The following is a 16,615-nucleotide window of genomic DNA, read 5'->3' as shown; positions in this document are numbered from 1 at the left end:
TTCAACAAAATCACCAATAAAAAAGAGGACGCGGGTCGCGTCCTCTTTTTTATAAATCTTTCACTCGTAATACACGCATTGCATTTAACACTGCAAGTAGTGTCACACCAACATCTGAGAAAACAGCTTCCCACATTGTTGCAATACCAAAGGCACCAAGTAATAAAACGATCCCTTTTACACCTAAAGCAAAGATAATATTTTGCCACACTATACTTCTTGTACGTTTTGCAATTTTTACAGCTGTCGCAATTTTTGAAGGCTCATCAGTCATAATAACAATGTCTGCCGCTTCAATTGCTGCATCTGATCCTAAACCACCCATCGCAATACCAACGTCTGCACGGGCTAATACTGGTGTATCGTTAATACCGTCACCAACGAAGGCAATTTTTTCTTTTCCGTGTTTCGCTGCATCAATTTTTTCAATCTCTTCTACTTTTTGTTGCGGTAGTAATTCCGCATGAACTTCATCTAAGCCTAATTCTTTACCGACAGCTTCACCAACTGGTTTTGCATCACCAGTTAACATTACTGTCTTTTTAATACCTAGTTCTTTTAACTTTTGAATCGCTTGTTTAGAATCCTCTTTTACCTCATCAGAGATAACAATATAACCTGCATATCTTCCATCTACAGCAACGTGAACTAATGTACCTACTGTTTCTGGTTGCTTAAATTCAATATTTTCTTTTCTCATTAATTTTGCATTACCTGCAAAAATTTCTTTTCCTTGTACTTTTACGACTGTACCGTGACCAGAAATTTCGTTATAATCATCGATTATTTTTTCATCAATTGATTTTCCATATGCCTTTCGAATAGATTGGGCAATTGGATGGTTAGAATATACTTCAGCAAATGCCGCATACTCTAATAACTCTTCACTTGTAGTACCTTCGCTCGGTTCCATTTTTGTAACTTTGAAAACACCTTTTGTTAATGTTCCTGTTTTGTCAAAAACAATATATTTTACATCATTTAAAGCTTCTAAATAGTTACTACCTTTTACTAACACACCACTTTTAGATGCACCACCAATACCTCCAAAGAATCCAAGAGGAATGGATACAACTAACGCACATGGACAAGAGATTACTAAGAACACTAAAGCTCTATAAATCCACTCAGAGAATGTAGCTCCTTCTAAAATAAGTGGTGGAATAAACGCCATGATCGCCGCTGTAATAACTACAACTGGAGTGTAGTAACGTGCAAACTTCGTAATAAAGTTTTCCGTTGGTGCTTTTTTACTGCTTGCATTTTGAACTAAATCTAAAATTTTTGATACAGTGGATTCACCGAATTCTTTTGTAACTTCAATTGTCAACACACCATTTTGGTTCACAAAGCCACTTAATACATCATTTCCAACTTCTACTTCACGTGGTACAGATTCACCTGTTAATGCTGAAGTATCTACCATTGATGTTCCTTCAATTACTTTTCCGTCTAACGGCACCTTCTCACCTGGCTTAACGACAATATAATCGCCAATTTGTACATCTTCTGGTGATACTTGTTTCGTTTCATTTCCAACCTTTACATTCGCATAATCAGGACGAATATCCATTAATGAAGTAATTGATTTTCGAGAGCGGTTTACCGCAATGCTTTGGAATAGTTCTCCTACTTGATAAAATAGCATTACTGCTACAGCTTCAGAATATTGTTGAATTGCAAAAGCTCCTACAGTTGCAATTGCCATTAAGAAGTTTTCATCAAATACTTGGCCACGAGTTATGTTTCTTATCGCTCTCCAAACGATATCTCCACCTATTAATAAATAAGCAAGGACGAATAACGGAATTGTTACCATTTGTGGTAAGCCCGCTAATGCAGCAATTGCTGTCAAAATTCCGCCGACTACTAATCTCCCTACCATCTTTTTCACATTCGCTTCACCATGATCGTGACTATGTCCGTGGTCATGACCGTTCTTCTCTTCACGAACAACTTTCACATCTGGTTCTAACTTTTGAACGACATTTGTTATATTTGCTACAGTCGCTTCTAGTTCTCTTTTATTCGCAACTTCTACTCGTAATTTCTTCGATACGAAATCAACAGTTGCTTCTGAGACAGCTGGCATTTCCTTCACTTTATTTTCAATTTTCATTGCACAGTTCGCGCAATCTAAACCTTCTAATATAAATACTTCTTTAGCAATTTTATTTTTTTGTTCTTCTTGAACTTTAATATGCGGTTCTAATTTTGTAACGAGTTGTTTTGCTTCCGTAACAACTTCGTTTTCTTTATTTTGTGCTGTTTCTAAGATCATTGTCTTTGTTGCGAAGTTTACAGAACAAGAATTTACTCCTTCTATATTCCCAACACCTTTTTCAATTTTCATTGCACAGTTCGCACAATCTAAACCTTCTAACATCAGTTTCTTTTTCACCAATGCTTCAGCCATCGTTCTCCCTCCTCGCGTTCTTTTTATTCTTCTTCGTTTACGTGTTCAAACGCTTGCTCGAAGATATGAATTACGTGCTGGTCAGCTAACGAATAATAAACAACCTTTCCTTCTTTACGATTCTTCACAAGTTTCGCTTGCTTTAACACACGAAGCTGATGCGAAATAGATGATTGTGTCATTCCTAATAAATAAGCTAAATCACAAACGCACATTTCAGCTTCAAATAGCGCATGTAATATTCTCGTACGTGTACGGTCACCTAATACTTTAAATAGTTCTGCTACTTTACTTAAACTTTCATCAGTTGGAATTGTTTGTTTTACTTGCTCTACAACTTCTTCATGAATTATCGTTTGAGAACATGTCTCTTGTGGTGTTTCTACTTTATTTCCAGCCATTATAGCTCACCTCTTTAATTGAACATATGAACAATCATTCATATATCTTATACTCTTATTATATGAGCACCCACTCATATGTGTCAATGAAATCTGAATTTTTTTTATGAACATTCCGTTCACATTTTAATAAGTCGTATACATATTTTCCGCACTCTCTATATTCTCATACAAAAAAGGATGCACAATTCGCACACCCTTTTTTCATATTCCGACATAAAAATTCAACAAAGTAATATACATTCCCTTTATTTCAACAAAAGAAAAAGCCTTGCGCGCTCCCTAGACGCACAAGGCTTACTATACTTATATCCCTTTTAATTAGCTTGTTCTAAATTATCCTGCGAACTTCCATCGTCTTTTAAATGACTATGTTTTTTCGAATAAACAAAGTATACAACTACTCCGATTGCTAACCAAACACCGAAGTACATCCATGTTTTTAATGGTAGGTTTACCATTAAGAATAGACAACATGCAATTGAAATAATCGGTAAGATCGGTACAAGTGGTACCATAAATCCACGTTGTAATTTCGGATGTGTTTTACGAAGAATAATAACTGACACACCAACCATCGCAAATGTTAACAACGCTCCAATATTCGCTAAATTTGACAATTCTTTTAAATCGATAAATCCAGCAATTAAAGCACTACCAATTCCTGTTAACCAAACTGTAAATGTTGGTGCTTCTGTCTTTTTATTAATTTTCGCGAAAGATTCTGGCAATAAACCGTCACGGCTCATAGCGAAGAATACACGTGTCGTTGCATAAATGTAAGCAAAGATTACTGCCATAATACCAATTACAGCTCCAATTGCGATTATACCAGCTACTTTATCTTGTCCTACAACTTCTAACACATACGCCATCGCTTCCGGTACATCTAGCTCTTTATAAGAAACCATACCCGTCATAACGAGACAAACTACAACATAAATGATTGTACAAATGACTAACGAAGCGATAATACCAATCGGTAGATCACGTTGCGGATTTTTTACCTCTTCAGCAGAAGTTGCTAATGCATCAAATCCTAAGAAAGCAAAGAATACTGCTGCTCCCCCCGCGAAAACTCCACTTAAACCGTACGGTGCAAATGGTATCCAGTTTTCTGGTTTCACGTAGAATACACCAACTGCAATGAATAAAACAACGATACCAATTTTAATTAATACCATTATGTTATTCACACGTTTACTTTCTTTCGTACCTCTTGATAATAACCAAGTTATAACTAATGTAACGATAACTGCTGGTAAATTCACCATACCACCTTGAGACGGAATCGTTAGCAGTGCTTTTGGAATTTCAAGCCCTAATCCACTCACTAAGTTATGGAAGTAACCAGTCCATCCGCCAGCTACTGCGGCAGTCGTTACAACATATACGGATAGTAATGTCCATCCCATTAAATGAGCTACAAACTCACCAATTGTTGCATATGAGTATGTGTACACACTACCTGAAACAGGAAGTGTAGAAGCAACCTCTGCGTAACATAATGCTGCAAATCCACAAACGATGGCTGCAATCATAAATGAAAAAATAACTGCTGGACCAGCATCTCTTGCTGCTACTAATCCAGTTAATACTAGAACTCCTGTACCAATTATCGCACCAATCCCTAGCATTGTTAGGTCAAATGCCCCTAGCGTTTTCGTCAAAGTTTTACTTTTACTTTCCCCTAACAATTGCGTAACGGATTTCTTTTTAAATAGGTTGGCCACGATGTATGCCCCCTTTTGCCAAGAAGAGCTAAGAGATCTTCACTCTTAGCTCTTATCATGTTGTTTTATATATTGTTCGATTTTGTTTTGTATAATGCTTCTATTAGCAAGATACTGTTTCTGCTTCTAATAATTCTTTAGCACCTTTGTACTCTACACCGTGAGCTTCTGCAACTGCTTCAAATGTTACATAGCCATCTAATGTGTTAATACCTTTTAATAATGCAGTGTTGCCTAGGCAAGCTTCTTTGTAGCCTTTGTTAGCAATTTGTACTGCATATGGTACTGTTACGTTTGTTAATGCAAGAGTTGATGTACGTGGAACCGCACCTGGCATGTTTGCAACTGCATAATGAACAACGCCGTGTTTTTCATAAGTTGGGTTATCATGAGTTGTAATACGATCAGTTGTTTCGAAAATACCACCTTGGTCAATCGCGATATCTACAACAACAGAACCTGGTTCCATTGATTTAATCATTTCTTCTGTTACAAGTTTTGGAGCTTTTGCACCTGGGATTAATACTGCACCGATTACAAGATCAGACTCTTTAACAGCTTCTGCAATATTGTAAGGATTAGACATTAAAGTTTTTACTTGGTTTCCGAAAATGTCATCTAATTGACGAAGACGTTCTGCGCTTAAGTCGATGATTGTTACATCCGCACCTAGTCCAACTGCAATTTTAGCAGCATTTGTACCAGCTTGTCCACCACCGATGATTGTTACTTTACCACGTTTAACCCCTGGAACACCTGCAAGTAAGATACCTTTACCGCCTTTGTTCTTCTCAAGGAATTGTGCACCAATTTGTGCAGCCATACGACCAGCTACTTCACTCATAGGTGCAAGTAATGGTAGAGAACGGTTTTCTAATTGTACTGTTTCATATGCAATAGAAACAACTTTCTTTTCGATTAATGCTTTTGTTAATTCTGGTTCTGGAGCTAAGTGTAAGTATGTGAATAAGATTAAACCTTCGCTGAAGTGTTTGTATTCGCTTTCAATTGGTTCCTTAACTTTCATAACCATTTCCATGTTCCAAGCTTCTTCAGCTGTATCAACAATTTTTGCTCCTGCTTCAACATACTGAGCATCTGTGAAACCAGATCCTAAACCTGCACCCTTTTGAATGAATACTTCGTGATTGTTACGAATTAAATGTACAACACCTGCTGGTGTCATTGCCACACGGTTTTCGTTGTTTTTAATTTCTGCTGGTACCCCAATACGCATAATGAAATGCCCCCTTATAATTAACAGAAAAAAGAAAGTCTTTTTTCTTTTTGTAATAATTAATAACTTATGTCCTTATTCTAGCATAACTTAAAAGTTATGAAAACGCTAACATACCATTTTCCTAAAGTTTTTATATTTAGAATAGTGTAAATATAAAAAACATTGATTCTATTAGGGGTTTCGTGTCATTCCATTATCTTTCACTCTATTTTTATTATACCTCTTCAAAATAAACAGCAATCATTTATTATTTGACAATAATGTAACAATGTAAGAAACCTAAGCGATAACGTATACATATACAGTTATTACTTTACTCAATACTTTAGAAATATATTCTTTTCACAAAAAAACAACTGCTAGCATTTAGCTAGCAGCTGGGTAACTTATAAATAACTTAGAAAATAAATCGTCTGTCGTTTCAGTAATTTTATCAAACAGATCACTTTCTTCCGCTTCTTGCTCTTTTAACATCTTAATTGTTTCACGTGCATCTTCAGGATAGTCGGTAATGATACCATCTACGTTTAATTTATAATATCCCTTTAAACTTTCCATATCATTTACCGTCCATACGTAAATTGGCTTGTTTAACTTCCTTGCTTCTTTTACTAGCTTCTTATTTAACATATATTCTTCTGCTACGTAAAAGTCAGCCTTCACATTCTTTAAGTTGGCTCTACTTGCATACAGTATATATCCGACTTTTATATCTGAATTTGCACGCTTAAACTCTTTAATAAGCGGGTAATGTAACGTTTGAATAACACATTGCTTCTCAAATTCATTATCTTTAATCGTTTTTAATACTTTATTTACAAAATCTTTTTCGCCACCATGAAGCTTCACTTCAATATTAAGTTTGATTTTTCCCTTAGCCAGCTTAATGATTTCATCAAGTGTACTTATTTGTCCTGAAAACCCATCTTGACTAAGAGTAAGCTGTCTTAACTCGTCCATCGTTAAATCCGAAACATGAACATTAGCATTGGCAAGACGTTTTAGCTTCAAATCATGTATAACTGCTAGTTCACCGTCTTTCGTTTGCAGTACATCAATTTCAGCATAATCTGCTTTCGCATCAATAGCTCCCTGCACAGCTTCTTTCGTATTCTCTACACCTTTTGAAATATAACCACGATGAGCCATAATAATTGGCTCTTTATATGTGTTTGTAATAAAGGTCACAATGAAGGCAACTACCATTCCCGCAGTAATAATCCCTACAATATATACGCCAATAAATTTCCAACGATGTTTTTGGAAGAAACATTTATCTGCTTTCGTTTTCGAATAATCTAATCCTTCTTCTAATAAAACATCCTCAACCGGTACCTTTTGTAAGTATAATCGCGTAATCGCCATAATATAAAATGGCGTCACGATAAAGCTGAATAAATACAATGTGCTCGTTAAAAATACAGAAATCGTTGATTCAGCTAATAATGCAAATGTTCCTTTCGGGTTTGTAAATTCATAAACACCCCATAGACACAATAAATATATTCCTAAAAACACGACATATACAATTCCAATTGAAATAAAAAACCCTACTAAAAAGAATAGTACTTTAAAAAAGCTTTCCTTTACTAAAGTTGCACTTTTACGTGCTGCCACGCGAAATGGTTTTTGCTCTAAAACAACAATAGGTAGAACGAAAATCCATCGAAGATTCAAATACGCGACTACAGCAAAGAACGTGTAATAACCAACTTGTCCCATCGTTGTCTTAAACAGTTCTCCTGTAATAAAGTTAGGAATTTGAATTTGTGGGATTAATGCCGTTTCATATCCCATATTTAAAAGAGGCAACAATACGACAGCATATAAAATAAATCCTGGTAAGCAATATGTGAAAAGAGTAGGTAAATACGTTACCGTTTTATATAAAATCGGACGTAATTTCACCTTCTGTCTTTTATGAGCGAAATACGAAATAATAATAAGCACCGCAAATTCTGTAAAGATAAGAAACAGTGCTAACAATGATAAAATTACGATTGCTAAGATCCCATAAGGCGTCTTTAAAAACGCTAATAATTCATCATTTGTCGCATTTGCATAACCACCAAAATACAATAACTTATTAAAAATGATTCCAAATAGTGGAACAAACACAATCGCTGCTAATAATTTATAAGCAAGTTGAAAAGTTAATACATTCCAAAAAGCAAATTTAACTGTTTGAAAGGAATGTCCTATTACTCCTGGTATAGATAGTTTTTTACGGTGTTGCATATATTCCTCCACATTCTAAAACGATATTTGAGATGGATTCCATATTTCCAGTTCTAATCCATCTTTTTAATAATAATATATTCCGCTTAACATGAACACTCTTATACATATAATGAAAAAAGTGATGGCTACTTCCCATCACTTTTTCATTTATTCTATTTTTTCTCTAGCCCTTGTCCAAATGCTTTCAAGAAACTAAAACCGAATGTAATAGCTCTATTGATATCTGGATCTTTTAATACTTTAAAGAAATCCATCACTTTTGTTTTTTTACCACTATTTAATTCATCTGTTGCAAATTGCAATCCTGTAACTAAACTGGACGTAATTTGCTTCGTTATTTCTGGGTCAACTGAAGATAACGCTTCTCCTGCCCCCATCATATTGTTGAGTGCATTTTTAACTGGTTCACGATTTAATTGCTCCACAGCGATTTTTGAAACATCTTCCTTCGCAGCAAGTAAACTAATCGCTGCATCTAATATACCAGCCTTCTGCAACTGTGCTAAAAGCTGCATCGTTTCTTCTACTGCTTCACGATTATTAGATAGCTCATTTAGAAGTTCATCTGCTAATTGCTGTTTCTGTTCTTCCTCTGTTACAACTTTCTTTTTAATTATAGTAATTTCTTTCGCCACTATCTCCGCCCCCTAGTCCACAAGTGATACGTATTGTTTTCTTTGCCATTTTTGCTCGATTTCAACACCGTTTTGCGGATTACGCTTTTTATCTCTCGGGTTTGAAGATGGTAACGGACGATTCCCTTTTTCACGTAGTACACGCATCTTTACCATCGTTTGTTTGTACGCTGGTGTACACGTATAAAGATCTGTCGCCGTTCCAGTTAAAATATTGATTGCCTCTTCATTTACCGTTGCATGCATCGGTAAATATAGCTCTTTCCCCGTTACACGATCTGTAACAAGTGCCTGTACTTTAATTTTCCCAAATGGTGATGCTAATTCTACAAGGCCACCATCTTTCACATTGCGCTCTAGGGCAAGTTCAGGCGAGATTTCAACGAACACTTCAGATACTTTAGATAAAATACCAGCCGATTTATTCGTCATATTTCCTTCGTGGAAATGTTCTAACATACGTCCATTATTTAAAAGTAAATCATACTCATCTGGCGCTACAACTGGTGGTACCCATTCATCTAATGATAGACGAGCTAGTTTATCTGGGAAGTTAAATCCATGCACATATAATAGCGGTGTATCGCTACCATCATGGCTACCCCAACATAAACTATTCCATCCTTCTAAACGATTGTATGTTGCCTGAGAATATAAAGGTGCAAGCGATGCGATTTCATCCATGATTTCACTTGGACTTTCATAATTCCAGTCCCCGCCAAGTGCACGAGCTACTTTTTGTAAAATCCACCAGTCTGGTTTTGAATCACCAAGCGGCTTCAATACTTCATATAATCTTTGAATACGGCGCTCTGTATTCGTAAATGTTCCCTCTTTTTCTAAGCTTGGTGCTGCCGGTAAAATAACATCAGCAAAACGAGCTGTTTTCGATAAGAACATATCTTGAACAACAAGGAAATCTAAATTCGCTAAAATATGTTGTACATGGTTGGCATTCGAATCTACTAAAGCCATTTCTTCACCCATAACATACATACCACGCAGTTTTCCTTCATCTGCCGCAAGTAACATTGCAATATTATTTAAGCCTGGTGCTTTCGGAATTGTAGTACCGTATGCTTTTTCAAATTTCGCACGGAGCGCATCATCTGAAACCGCTTGGTAACCCGGAAGCCAGTTTGGTAATGTTGCCATATCACAAGCGCCTTGTACGTTATTATGTCCGCGTAATGGGTATGCTCCTGCACCAGGACGACGATAGTTACCCGTAACAAGCAATAGATTTGAAATTGCTGCTGAAGTTGTACTTCCTCCCGTATTTTGCGTTACACCCATTCCCCAAAGCACACAAGTACCATCTGCTTCATATACCATACGAGCCATTTCTTTCAGATTTTCTTTCGAAATCCCCGTGATTTCTTCTGTATAATCAAGCGTATACTTTTCTACCATTTTGCTATATTCATCAAAATTCTTCACATTTTCAGCTATGAACTTTTTATCGTGCCAATCTTGATCAATAATATATTTCGTAATACCAGCGAGCCATACGTAATCAGTTCCTTGGCGAGGATGAATGAATAAATCCGCACGCTCTGCCATTTCATGTTTACGAAGGTCCGCCACAATTAATTTTTGGTCATGTAATTTATGTGCACGTTTTACACGCGTTGCAAGTACAGGATGTCCTTCTGTTGGATTTGCTCCAACGATAATGACAAGGCCTGCTTCCGCAATATCTTTCACTGTTCCAGCGTCCCCGCCCATACCGACAGTTTTAAATAAACCGTCTGTTGCTGGAGATTGACAATAACGGGAACAGTTGTCTACATTATTCGTTCCATATATTTGACGGGCTAGTTTTTGCATAAGATAATTTTCTTCATTCGTTACTTTCGAAGAAGAAATAAATCCAAATGCATCACTTCCATATTCTGATTTAATATGCTGCATATTGGATGCAACAACTTCAAGAGCCTCTTCCCATGAAGCTTCAACAAACATATCTCCTTGGCGAATTAATGGCTTCGTAATGCGATCTTCACTATTTACAAAATCCCATCCAAATTTGCCTTTTACACATGTGGAAATACCGTTAACCGGCGCATCTGAAACAGGCTGTACTTTCAAAATGTGGCGGTCTTTCGTCCATACTTCAAATGAACAACCTACACCACAAAATGTACAAACTGTTTTTGTTTTATTCACTTTCGTCTTACGCATCGCAGCCTCTACTTCTGAAACTGCTAAAATACTACTATATCCAGGTTCTACATCCTTTACAAAATCAATCATCGGGTCTAACACATCCGGTTTCAATCCTGTCATGAATCCAGCTTCACCCAGCATTGTTTTTTCCATTAACGCATTACATGGACATACTGTTACACACTGCCCACAACTTACACAAGATGAGTCATTTATACTTACACCATTGTCCCATATAACACGTGGACGGTCTAAGCTCCAATCAATCGATATAGTTTCATTCACTTGTAAGTTTTGACATACTTCTACACACTGCCCACAAGCAATACATTGATTTGGATCATATCGATAAAATGGATGTGACATATCCACTTCACACGCACTTACTTTCGGCTCATACGGATATTTCTGTTCCTCAATCCCCATCATATGTACTGTATTGTGGACTTTACAGTTACCATTATTGTTATCACAAACAGTACAATACAATAAATGATTCTCTAATATCCGATCCATTGCCTCAGTCTGTGCCTCTTTTGCACGCTGGGACTGTCTTTCAATATGCATACCATTCTCTAATTTCGTTGAACAAGCACGCATTAACTTCCCATTTACTTCTACAATACACGTATCACAAGTTTGAATTGGATCTACTTCTGGTACATGACAAATTTGAGGATGTTCCAAATTACTCTCGTTAAATAATTGTAGTATCGTCTTTTCACCTGATGCAGAAAATTCTTTACCATCGACGGTTACACGGACTGTCTGTTCTGCCATAGTTTCCCCTCTCCTTACAACCAACTGTACAAAACAATTATGAATCCGTTTTCAAAATCGCATTACTGTACATATTTTTGAAACGCTCTACCCAAATACTTTCTTATGAAGTCGATTCTAGATGTTATAAGGTATAACTACGAAAGCTTGAAATTATCACTATTCTACAGTTCTATTATATCGTACATATACAATAATAACCAAAATAATCTGTGATCTTCTTGTTAATAGGTGTTTTTATTTTTTCCATTGTTTTATGATAAATATGGGAGAGAAATACATATAAAAGGGGAATTTAATATGGGGCCTACGCAAGAGACTTATACAATTGTACGCTATCAATCTGGTACATTTTCAAAACAGCTTGATGAGATTGTTACAGAATCTCCTATTACTATTAAGTTGAATGGTGAAGAATATGTAACAGTCGTATGCACACCAAATTATATTGAAGATATGGTAATTGGTTTTTTAATTTCTGAGGGGATTATTTCTTCCTATAAAGATGTTGAAGAACTATGGGTTCAAAAAGATAACGGAATTGTCCATGTAAAATCATCAAAAGTGAATCCGCTCTATCAAACTTTATATAATAAACGATACATCACTTCTTGCTGCGGAAAAGGTAGACAAGGTTTTATTTTCGTAAACGACGCAGCAAAAGCAAAAGACTTACATGATATACATGTAAAAATTACTCCTGAAGAATGCTTTTACTTAATGAATACTTTACAACAATCTTCCACTACCTTTCGCCAAACTGGTGGTGTTCACAATACCGCGCTATGTGATCGAAACAATATCCTCCTATCAAGAATGGATATTGGAAGACATAATGCATTAGATAAAATATATGGTCATTGTTTGCGTAACGATATATCGATTAAAGGAAAAATCATCGCATTTAGCGGACGTATTTCATCCGAAATTTTACTCAAAGTTTCAAAAATCGGATGTGAAATTGTTCTATCTAAATCCGCTCCAACAAAACTGGCATTGCAACTTGCCCATGATTTAGGCATTACAGTCGTAGGGTTTATTAGAAATGAATCTTGTAATATTTACACACATCCAAAACGAATTGATGGCTATCAATCCAATGTTTAAAAAATAACTCCTCAATCGAGGAGTTATTTTAGTTATAAAAATGTAACATATTAAACACTTGAATAGTTAACAAAGTTAATATATAATTTCATTACATAATTAAAACAGAACATTGTAGCATATATCTTTTCATTCTTTTACAAATTAAAAGAGAATACTAACAAAACATATACTCAATCTTATAAAAGTAATGGATTTATTTGAAATCCACCAGGGAGGTTACAACTATGGAAATTCGCTTATTAACAACAGAGGACGCAGAAATATATTTAAAAGTTTGTATGGAAGGTTTAACGAAGAATCCGGAAGCTTTTAGCTCTTCTTATGAAGATGTTCTTAAACATGAAAATCCTGTGGCTGCTATGGCTAAACGATTAAGCAATCCGGATAAGTATACTCTAGGTGTCTTCAAAGATAATGATTTAATTGGTATCGCTACTTTAGAAACAAAACCATTTATTAAACAAGAACATAAAGCAAAAATTGGCTCCGTTTTTGTTTCTCCAAAAGCACGTGGTCTCGGAGCAGGACGAGCTCTAATTAAAGCAATTATTGAAAATGCCGATAAATTACATGTAGAACAACTTATGCTCGATGTTGTAGTTGGTAACGATGCAGCAAAAAAATTATATGAGTCATTAGGTTTCCAAACTTACGGCGTACAAGAGCGTTCATTAAAACATAACGGTCAATATTGGGACGAGGAACATATGGTTCTGTTCTTAAATGATTAATACTTCAATATAAGGTGAAACTTTACTCAGTGGGGGAGTTTTCCAAAAGCATCTTTCTTAATAAGAAAGATGTTTTTTCATTACAACAATGTAATCTTCATGTCACCTTTATCGATCGTACCAAACCTTTCCATTCATTATACTAAAAATATAAAGTGAAACTTTACTCAGTGGGGAACTACATCCCACGCTGATCGCATGTACTTGATATGTAGAGGAGAATGTGACATGAAACAAAACAAACGAGCTATGCTTTTAATATTTACTACAGCAATTGTAACTTCTGGATTAGCAATTTTACCTTGGTTTATCATATGAACACTCCCCCACTTAGCAAAGCTTGAAGTGGGGGTTTCTAACGTTTCGACCTAACGGATGATTAACGTCAGGGGAGTTAACACATTAGCGAGCTGTTTCATGCCTAACCCCTCTATCCCATTTGTCCATGCATTTGAGATTACTTTTCGTAAAATGTTAGCCGCAGCATTTACATCTGCATTAATTAAAGTTTTATTTGCTGAACGATATATGCCGCGCTCTATTCGTTTTCCTGAAAAAGTTGTATTTTGGTCATTTTCTCCATACGTTGGAATGAAGTCGTTATCCAGAAAACTTGCTTTCGATGTATATGATTCTTCAGTTACAACAACTTGAATGCCTACAGCATTTGCTTTGTATGTAATCATTTGAATCAGTAAATTATGCGGGATATAACAAAACGATTGGTTATTTCTTTTTCCCATATTCGTTTCTTGTTTCCAACTTTTGTTTTGACCAATAACGATTTTACAAACTTCTTCTTCTTGAGCTAGTTTTACGATGTGGTGACTAACTTTATGGAAGACATCTTTTATTTTCAAGTAACGTTTTTGATGAAGTTTTTCTATCCTTTTAGAAGTAAAAGGTCCTTTATTAGTTTGTTTTCCATTTCTAAGAATACTTGTAAAATGACTCCTCATTTTATTGTAATATTGATTTATGCTTTTGACATGTTTGCCCTTAACAAGGACAGGTTTCATACCTGTGTTTGTTACGATGGTTGCAAGGTTATCAATCCCTAAATCAATACTCATATAACGAGCATTCTCTTCAATCATTTGTTGTTCAGAAGGAACATCAATTACCAATTCCACTACATATTCATTGTATTTTGGAATCACACGAACTTGTTTCAGTTTACCTTCAGTGAAACCTAGTTTCCCAATATTTAATTGCAATTTCGTCTTTGGAAACTTTAAAAATCTACCGTTTTTAATGATGCAATCTTGGTTTGTATACAGAATCTCTTTTTCAGAAGAACGAATATACTTTGGAATCCTAGGCATTCCAGCATATTTGTTTGGATTCTTTTTATAGTCTTTTAAACTAGCAAAAAAAGATTTCCAATTTTGGAACAAACCTTTCATGATTGACTGGCTACATTGCGTAGGCAAAGCTCGATAATCATTTTGAATCATAGCCTTAAATAGTGCATCTAGAAAGTTGTAATCTACATAAGGTTTTTCAAAATTAGGTTCTGAAAACAAATTACATTTAATCTCTTTCTGTTCTTCTTTAGGCTTTAAATTCTCTTTTTCCAATTTCTTCTGATAGGCAAGAAGTTGTGTGTCATTCATCTTACCAATATTTTTATGAATATTATCCAGAACTTCTTTTTGCAAAGGCTGCAACTCTTTTTCTTGTGTTAATCCAGTGTACACCTGACGTATATAAAAGTTTGTGGTGTTGTACATGTTCTTAGCATTATGACAACATTCTTGAAAATAAGAATACATACGATGCCCTTTTTTAATCCAAATTTGAAGAGTTTTATAGTTTGATGGATTTTCCTTTGTCATTTTATTCACCCCCTTGTTAAGGATATTATAGCAAAAAAGAACGTATGTTCCCTCTTTTTTTTGAAAATAGAATATTTTTTTCGATTCACCTCACCACCTTCACTTACGGAGTCCTCTCGAAAGGCATAATAGAAATACTCCCCTAACAATGAAAAAAGCTGATTGCTTCTTAAGAAGCAATCAGCTTTTTTTATATTATAAAATCCCCAAAATTTTATTTACGCAACTTATAATAATAACCATAGATACGGCAACGCACATGACAACCGTATTACGATCTTGCTTTTCTTTTTTTGAAATTTCTTCTTTTGGATTCATGTGTATGATCTCCTTTTTAAAAAAAGTGTGAGATAGGAAATTTTTCTTATCCGATGCGAGGTGAATACGAAAACCCTCTCTATCTCACATACACAATAGAATGGAATTGTCATTTTATAAATAAAATGACATGACGTTATGTCGCAACATAGGGTATTTTGTGTCGCTACGTTTTCTATTATAAAAAATAGTTGTGCAAAACTAGTGCATTTTTTATGTCAATTACTCTGAGCGAAAAATAACTCTTCCACTCAATCACATAAAAAGAGTTTTTTATTATTTTCATGTAAACTATATAAGTAGAATGAACAGTTTGGGGTGCACAAGATTATGGTAAAAATTTTATTAGTAGACGATGAAGAACGTATGTTACGATTATTAGATCTGTTCTTAAGCCCTCGCGGCTATTTTTGCATGAAAGCTACCTCTGGCCTTGAAGCACTAAATTTAATCGAACAAAAAGAATTCGATATTATTTTATTAGATGTTATGATGCCAAGTATGGATGGATGGGATACTTGCTATCAAATCCGTCAAATTTCCAACGTTCCTATCATTATGTTAACAGCTCGCAACCAAAACTACGATATGGTGAAAGGCCTCACGATGGGCGCAGATGATTATATTACAAAACCATTTGATGAGCATGTATTAGTCGCACGAATCGAGGCTATATTACGCCGTACAAAAAAAGATGGTTTTGTTAGTTTCAATGGTATTGAGTGGGATAAAACGAAACATACTGTCACAGTTTATGATGAAAAAATCTCGCTAACTCCTATCGAATTTTCGTTACTCGGACTATTTTTGCAAAATACAAACCGAGCTTATAGCCGAGATGATTTAATCGAAAAAATTTGGGGCTATGAAACAGATATCGAATATAGAACAATTGATTCACACATTCGTAATATCCGTGATAAACTACGCAAAAAAGGATTTCCGATTGAAGATTACCTAGAAACGGTCTATAAAGTCGGATATAAATGGAAAAGTGAATAAT

12 protein-coding genes are annotated in these 16,615 nt (G+C 35.3%); 3 read left to right on the top strand and 9 right to left on the bottom strand.

Annotated elements, in window-relative coordinates; translation table 11 throughout:
• Nucleotides 1-49: 49 nt before the first annotated feature.
• The 7 genes from ACTFRH_RS23455 to fdhF form a co-directional block, all read right to left on the bottom strand.
• Nucleotides 50-2,416, bottom strand: coding sequence for a heavy metal translocating P-type ATPase (locus tag ACTFRH_RS23455; RefSeq protein ID WP_000796564.1), 2,367 nt, complete (start codon nucleotides 2,414-2,416; stop codon nucleotides 50-52).
• Nucleotides 2,417-2,439: 23 nt separating this feature from the next.
• The gene (locus tag ACTFRH_RS23450; protein WP_000918378.1) at nucleotides 2,440-2,817 is read right to left on the bottom strand and encodes an ArsR/SmtB family transcription factor; all 378 of its coding nucleotides are present in this window, start codon (nucleotides 2,815-2,817) and stop codon (nucleotides 2,440-2,442) included.
• A gap of 317 nt (nucleotides 2,818-3,134) precedes the next feature.
• Nucleotides 3,135-4,550, bottom strand: a complete 1,416-nt coding sequence (locus ACTFRH_RS23445; RefSeq protein WP_001284891.1) for an amino acid permease — start codon at nucleotides 4,548-4,550, stop codon at nucleotides 3,135-3,137.
• Nucleotides 4,551-4,653: 103 nt separating this feature from the next.
• Nucleotides 4,654-5,787 carry an alanine dehydrogenase gene (gene ald, locus ACTFRH_RS23440; RefSeq protein ID WP_001219744.1) on the bottom strand — a complete coding sequence of 378 codons (1,134 nt, stop codon included), beginning with the start codon at nucleotides 5,785-5,787 and terminating at the stop codon, nucleotides 4,654-4,656.
• 369 nt (nucleotides 5,788-6,156) lie between these two features.
• Nucleotides 6,157-8,028 carry a glycerophosphoryl diester phosphodiesterase membrane domain-containing protein gene (locus tag ACTFRH_RS23435; protein ID WP_001164702.1) on the bottom strand — a complete coding sequence of 624 codons (1,872 nt, stop codon included), beginning with the start codon at nucleotides 8,026-8,028 and terminating at the stop codon, nucleotides 6,157-6,159.
• A 155-nt stretch (nucleotides 8,029-8,183) separates the two neighbouring features.
• Nucleotides 8,184-8,666, bottom strand: a complete 483-nt coding sequence (locus ACTFRH_RS23430; RefSeq protein WP_001040507.1) for a DUF1641 domain-containing protein — start codon at nucleotides 8,664-8,666, stop codon at nucleotides 8,184-8,186.
• A gap of 12 nt (nucleotides 8,667-8,678) precedes the next feature.
• Nucleotides 8,679-11,615 (bottom strand): formate dehydrogenase subunit alpha, encoded by a 2,937-nt coding sequence (gene fdhF / locus ACTFRH_RS23425; RefSeq protein ID WP_000840685.1) that lies wholly within the window; start codon nucleotides 11,613-11,615, stop codon nucleotides 8,679-8,681.
• Nucleotides 11,616-11,915: 300 nt separating this feature from the next.
• Between fdhF and fdhD the strand changes: the two genes are divergently transcribed.
• Both fdhD and ACTFRH_RS23415 read left to right on the top strand, forming a co-directional pair.
• Nucleotides 11,916-12,722: a formate dehydrogenase accessory sulfurtransferase FdhD gene (gene fdhD, locus ACTFRH_RS23420; protein ID WP_000529231.1), complete on the top strand. Its 807-nt coding sequence runs from the start codon at nucleotides 11,916-11,918 to the stop codon at nucleotides 12,720-12,722.
• Between the two features lie 227 nt (nucleotides 12,723-12,949).
• Nucleotides 12,950-13,456 (top strand): GNAT family N-acetyltransferase, encoded by a 507-nt coding sequence (locus ACTFRH_RS23415; protein WP_000405883.1) that lies wholly within the window; start codon nucleotides 12,950-12,952, stop codon nucleotides 13,454-13,456.
• 368 nt (nucleotides 13,457-13,824) lie between these two features.
• Here the strand turns inward: ACTFRH_RS23415 and ACTFRH_RS23410 are convergent, their stop codons facing one another.
• Entirely contained in the window at nucleotides 13,825-15,294 is a 1,470-nt protein-coding gene (locus ACTFRH_RS23410) for an RNA-guided endonuclease InsQ/TnpB family protein (protein WP_440048814.1), read from the bottom strand.
• 195 nt (nucleotides 15,295-15,489) lie between these two features.
• Nucleotides 15,490-15,612, bottom strand: coding sequence for a hypothetical protein (locus tag ACTFRH_RS23405; RefSeq protein WP_001068392.1), 123 nt, complete (start codon nucleotides 15,610-15,612; stop codon nucleotides 15,490-15,492).
• A gap of 330 nt (nucleotides 15,613-15,942) precedes the next feature.
• Between ACTFRH_RS23405 and ACTFRH_RS23400 the strand changes: the two genes are divergently transcribed.
• Nucleotides 15,943-16,614 (top strand): response regulator transcription factor, encoded by a 672-nt coding sequence (locus ACTFRH_RS23400; protein ID WP_000238960.1) that lies wholly within the window; start codon nucleotides 15,943-15,945, stop codon nucleotides 16,612-16,614.
• Nucleotide 16,615 lies beyond the last annotated feature (1 nt).

The organism is Bacillus cereus group sp. MYBK216-1, from assembly GCF_051916495.1.
Classification (GTDB): domain Bacteria; phylum Bacillota; class Bacilli; order Bacillales; family Bacillaceae_G; genus Bacillus_A; species Bacillus_A thuringiensis_K.
Note: the sequence above shows the minus strand (reverse complement) of the source record. Positions and strands in the feature narration are given on the sequence as shown.

Excerpts from the sequence above, each read along its gene's own strand:
- ACTFRH_RS23455 (WP_000796564.1), bottom strand. The coding sequence starts at position 2,416 with ATGGCTGAAGCATTGGTGAAAAAGAAACTGATGTTAGAAGGTTTAGAT.
- ACTFRH_RS23405 (WP_001068392.1), bottom strand. The coding sequence starts at position 15,612 with ATGAATCCAAAAGAAGAAATTTCAAAAAAAGAAAAGCAAGATCGTAAT.
- ACTFRH_RS23400 (WP_000238960.1), top strand. The coding sequence starts at position 15,943 with ATGGTAAAAATTTTATTAGTAGACGATGAAGAACGTATGTTACGATTA.
- fdhF (WP_000840685.1), bottom strand. The coding sequence starts at position 11,615 with ATGGCAGAACAGACAGTCCGTGTAACCGTCGATGGTAAAGAATTTTCT.
- ACTFRH_RS23435 (WP_001164702.1), bottom strand. The coding sequence starts at position 8,028 with ATGCAACACCGTAAAAAACTATCTATACCAGGAGTAATAGGACATTCC.
- ACTFRH_RS23415 (WP_000405883.1), top strand. The coding sequence starts at position 12,950 with ATGGAAATTCGCTTATTAACAACAGAGGACGCAGAAATATATTTAAAA.
- fdhD (WP_000529231.1), top strand. The coding sequence starts at position 11,916 with ATGGGGCCTACGCAAGAGACTTATACAATTGTACGCTATCAATCTGGT.
- ACTFRH_RS23410 (WP_440048814.1), bottom strand. The coding sequence starts at position 15,294 with ATGACAAAGGAAAATCCATCAAACTATAAAACTCTTCAAATTTGGATT.
- ACTFRH_RS23450 (WP_000918378.1), bottom strand. The coding sequence starts at position 2,817 with ATGGCTGGAAATAAAGTAGAAACACCACAAGAGACATGTTCTCAAACG.
- ald (WP_001219744.1), bottom strand. The coding sequence starts at position 5,787 with ATGCGTATTGGGGTACCAGCAGAAATTAAAAACAACGAAAACCGTGTG.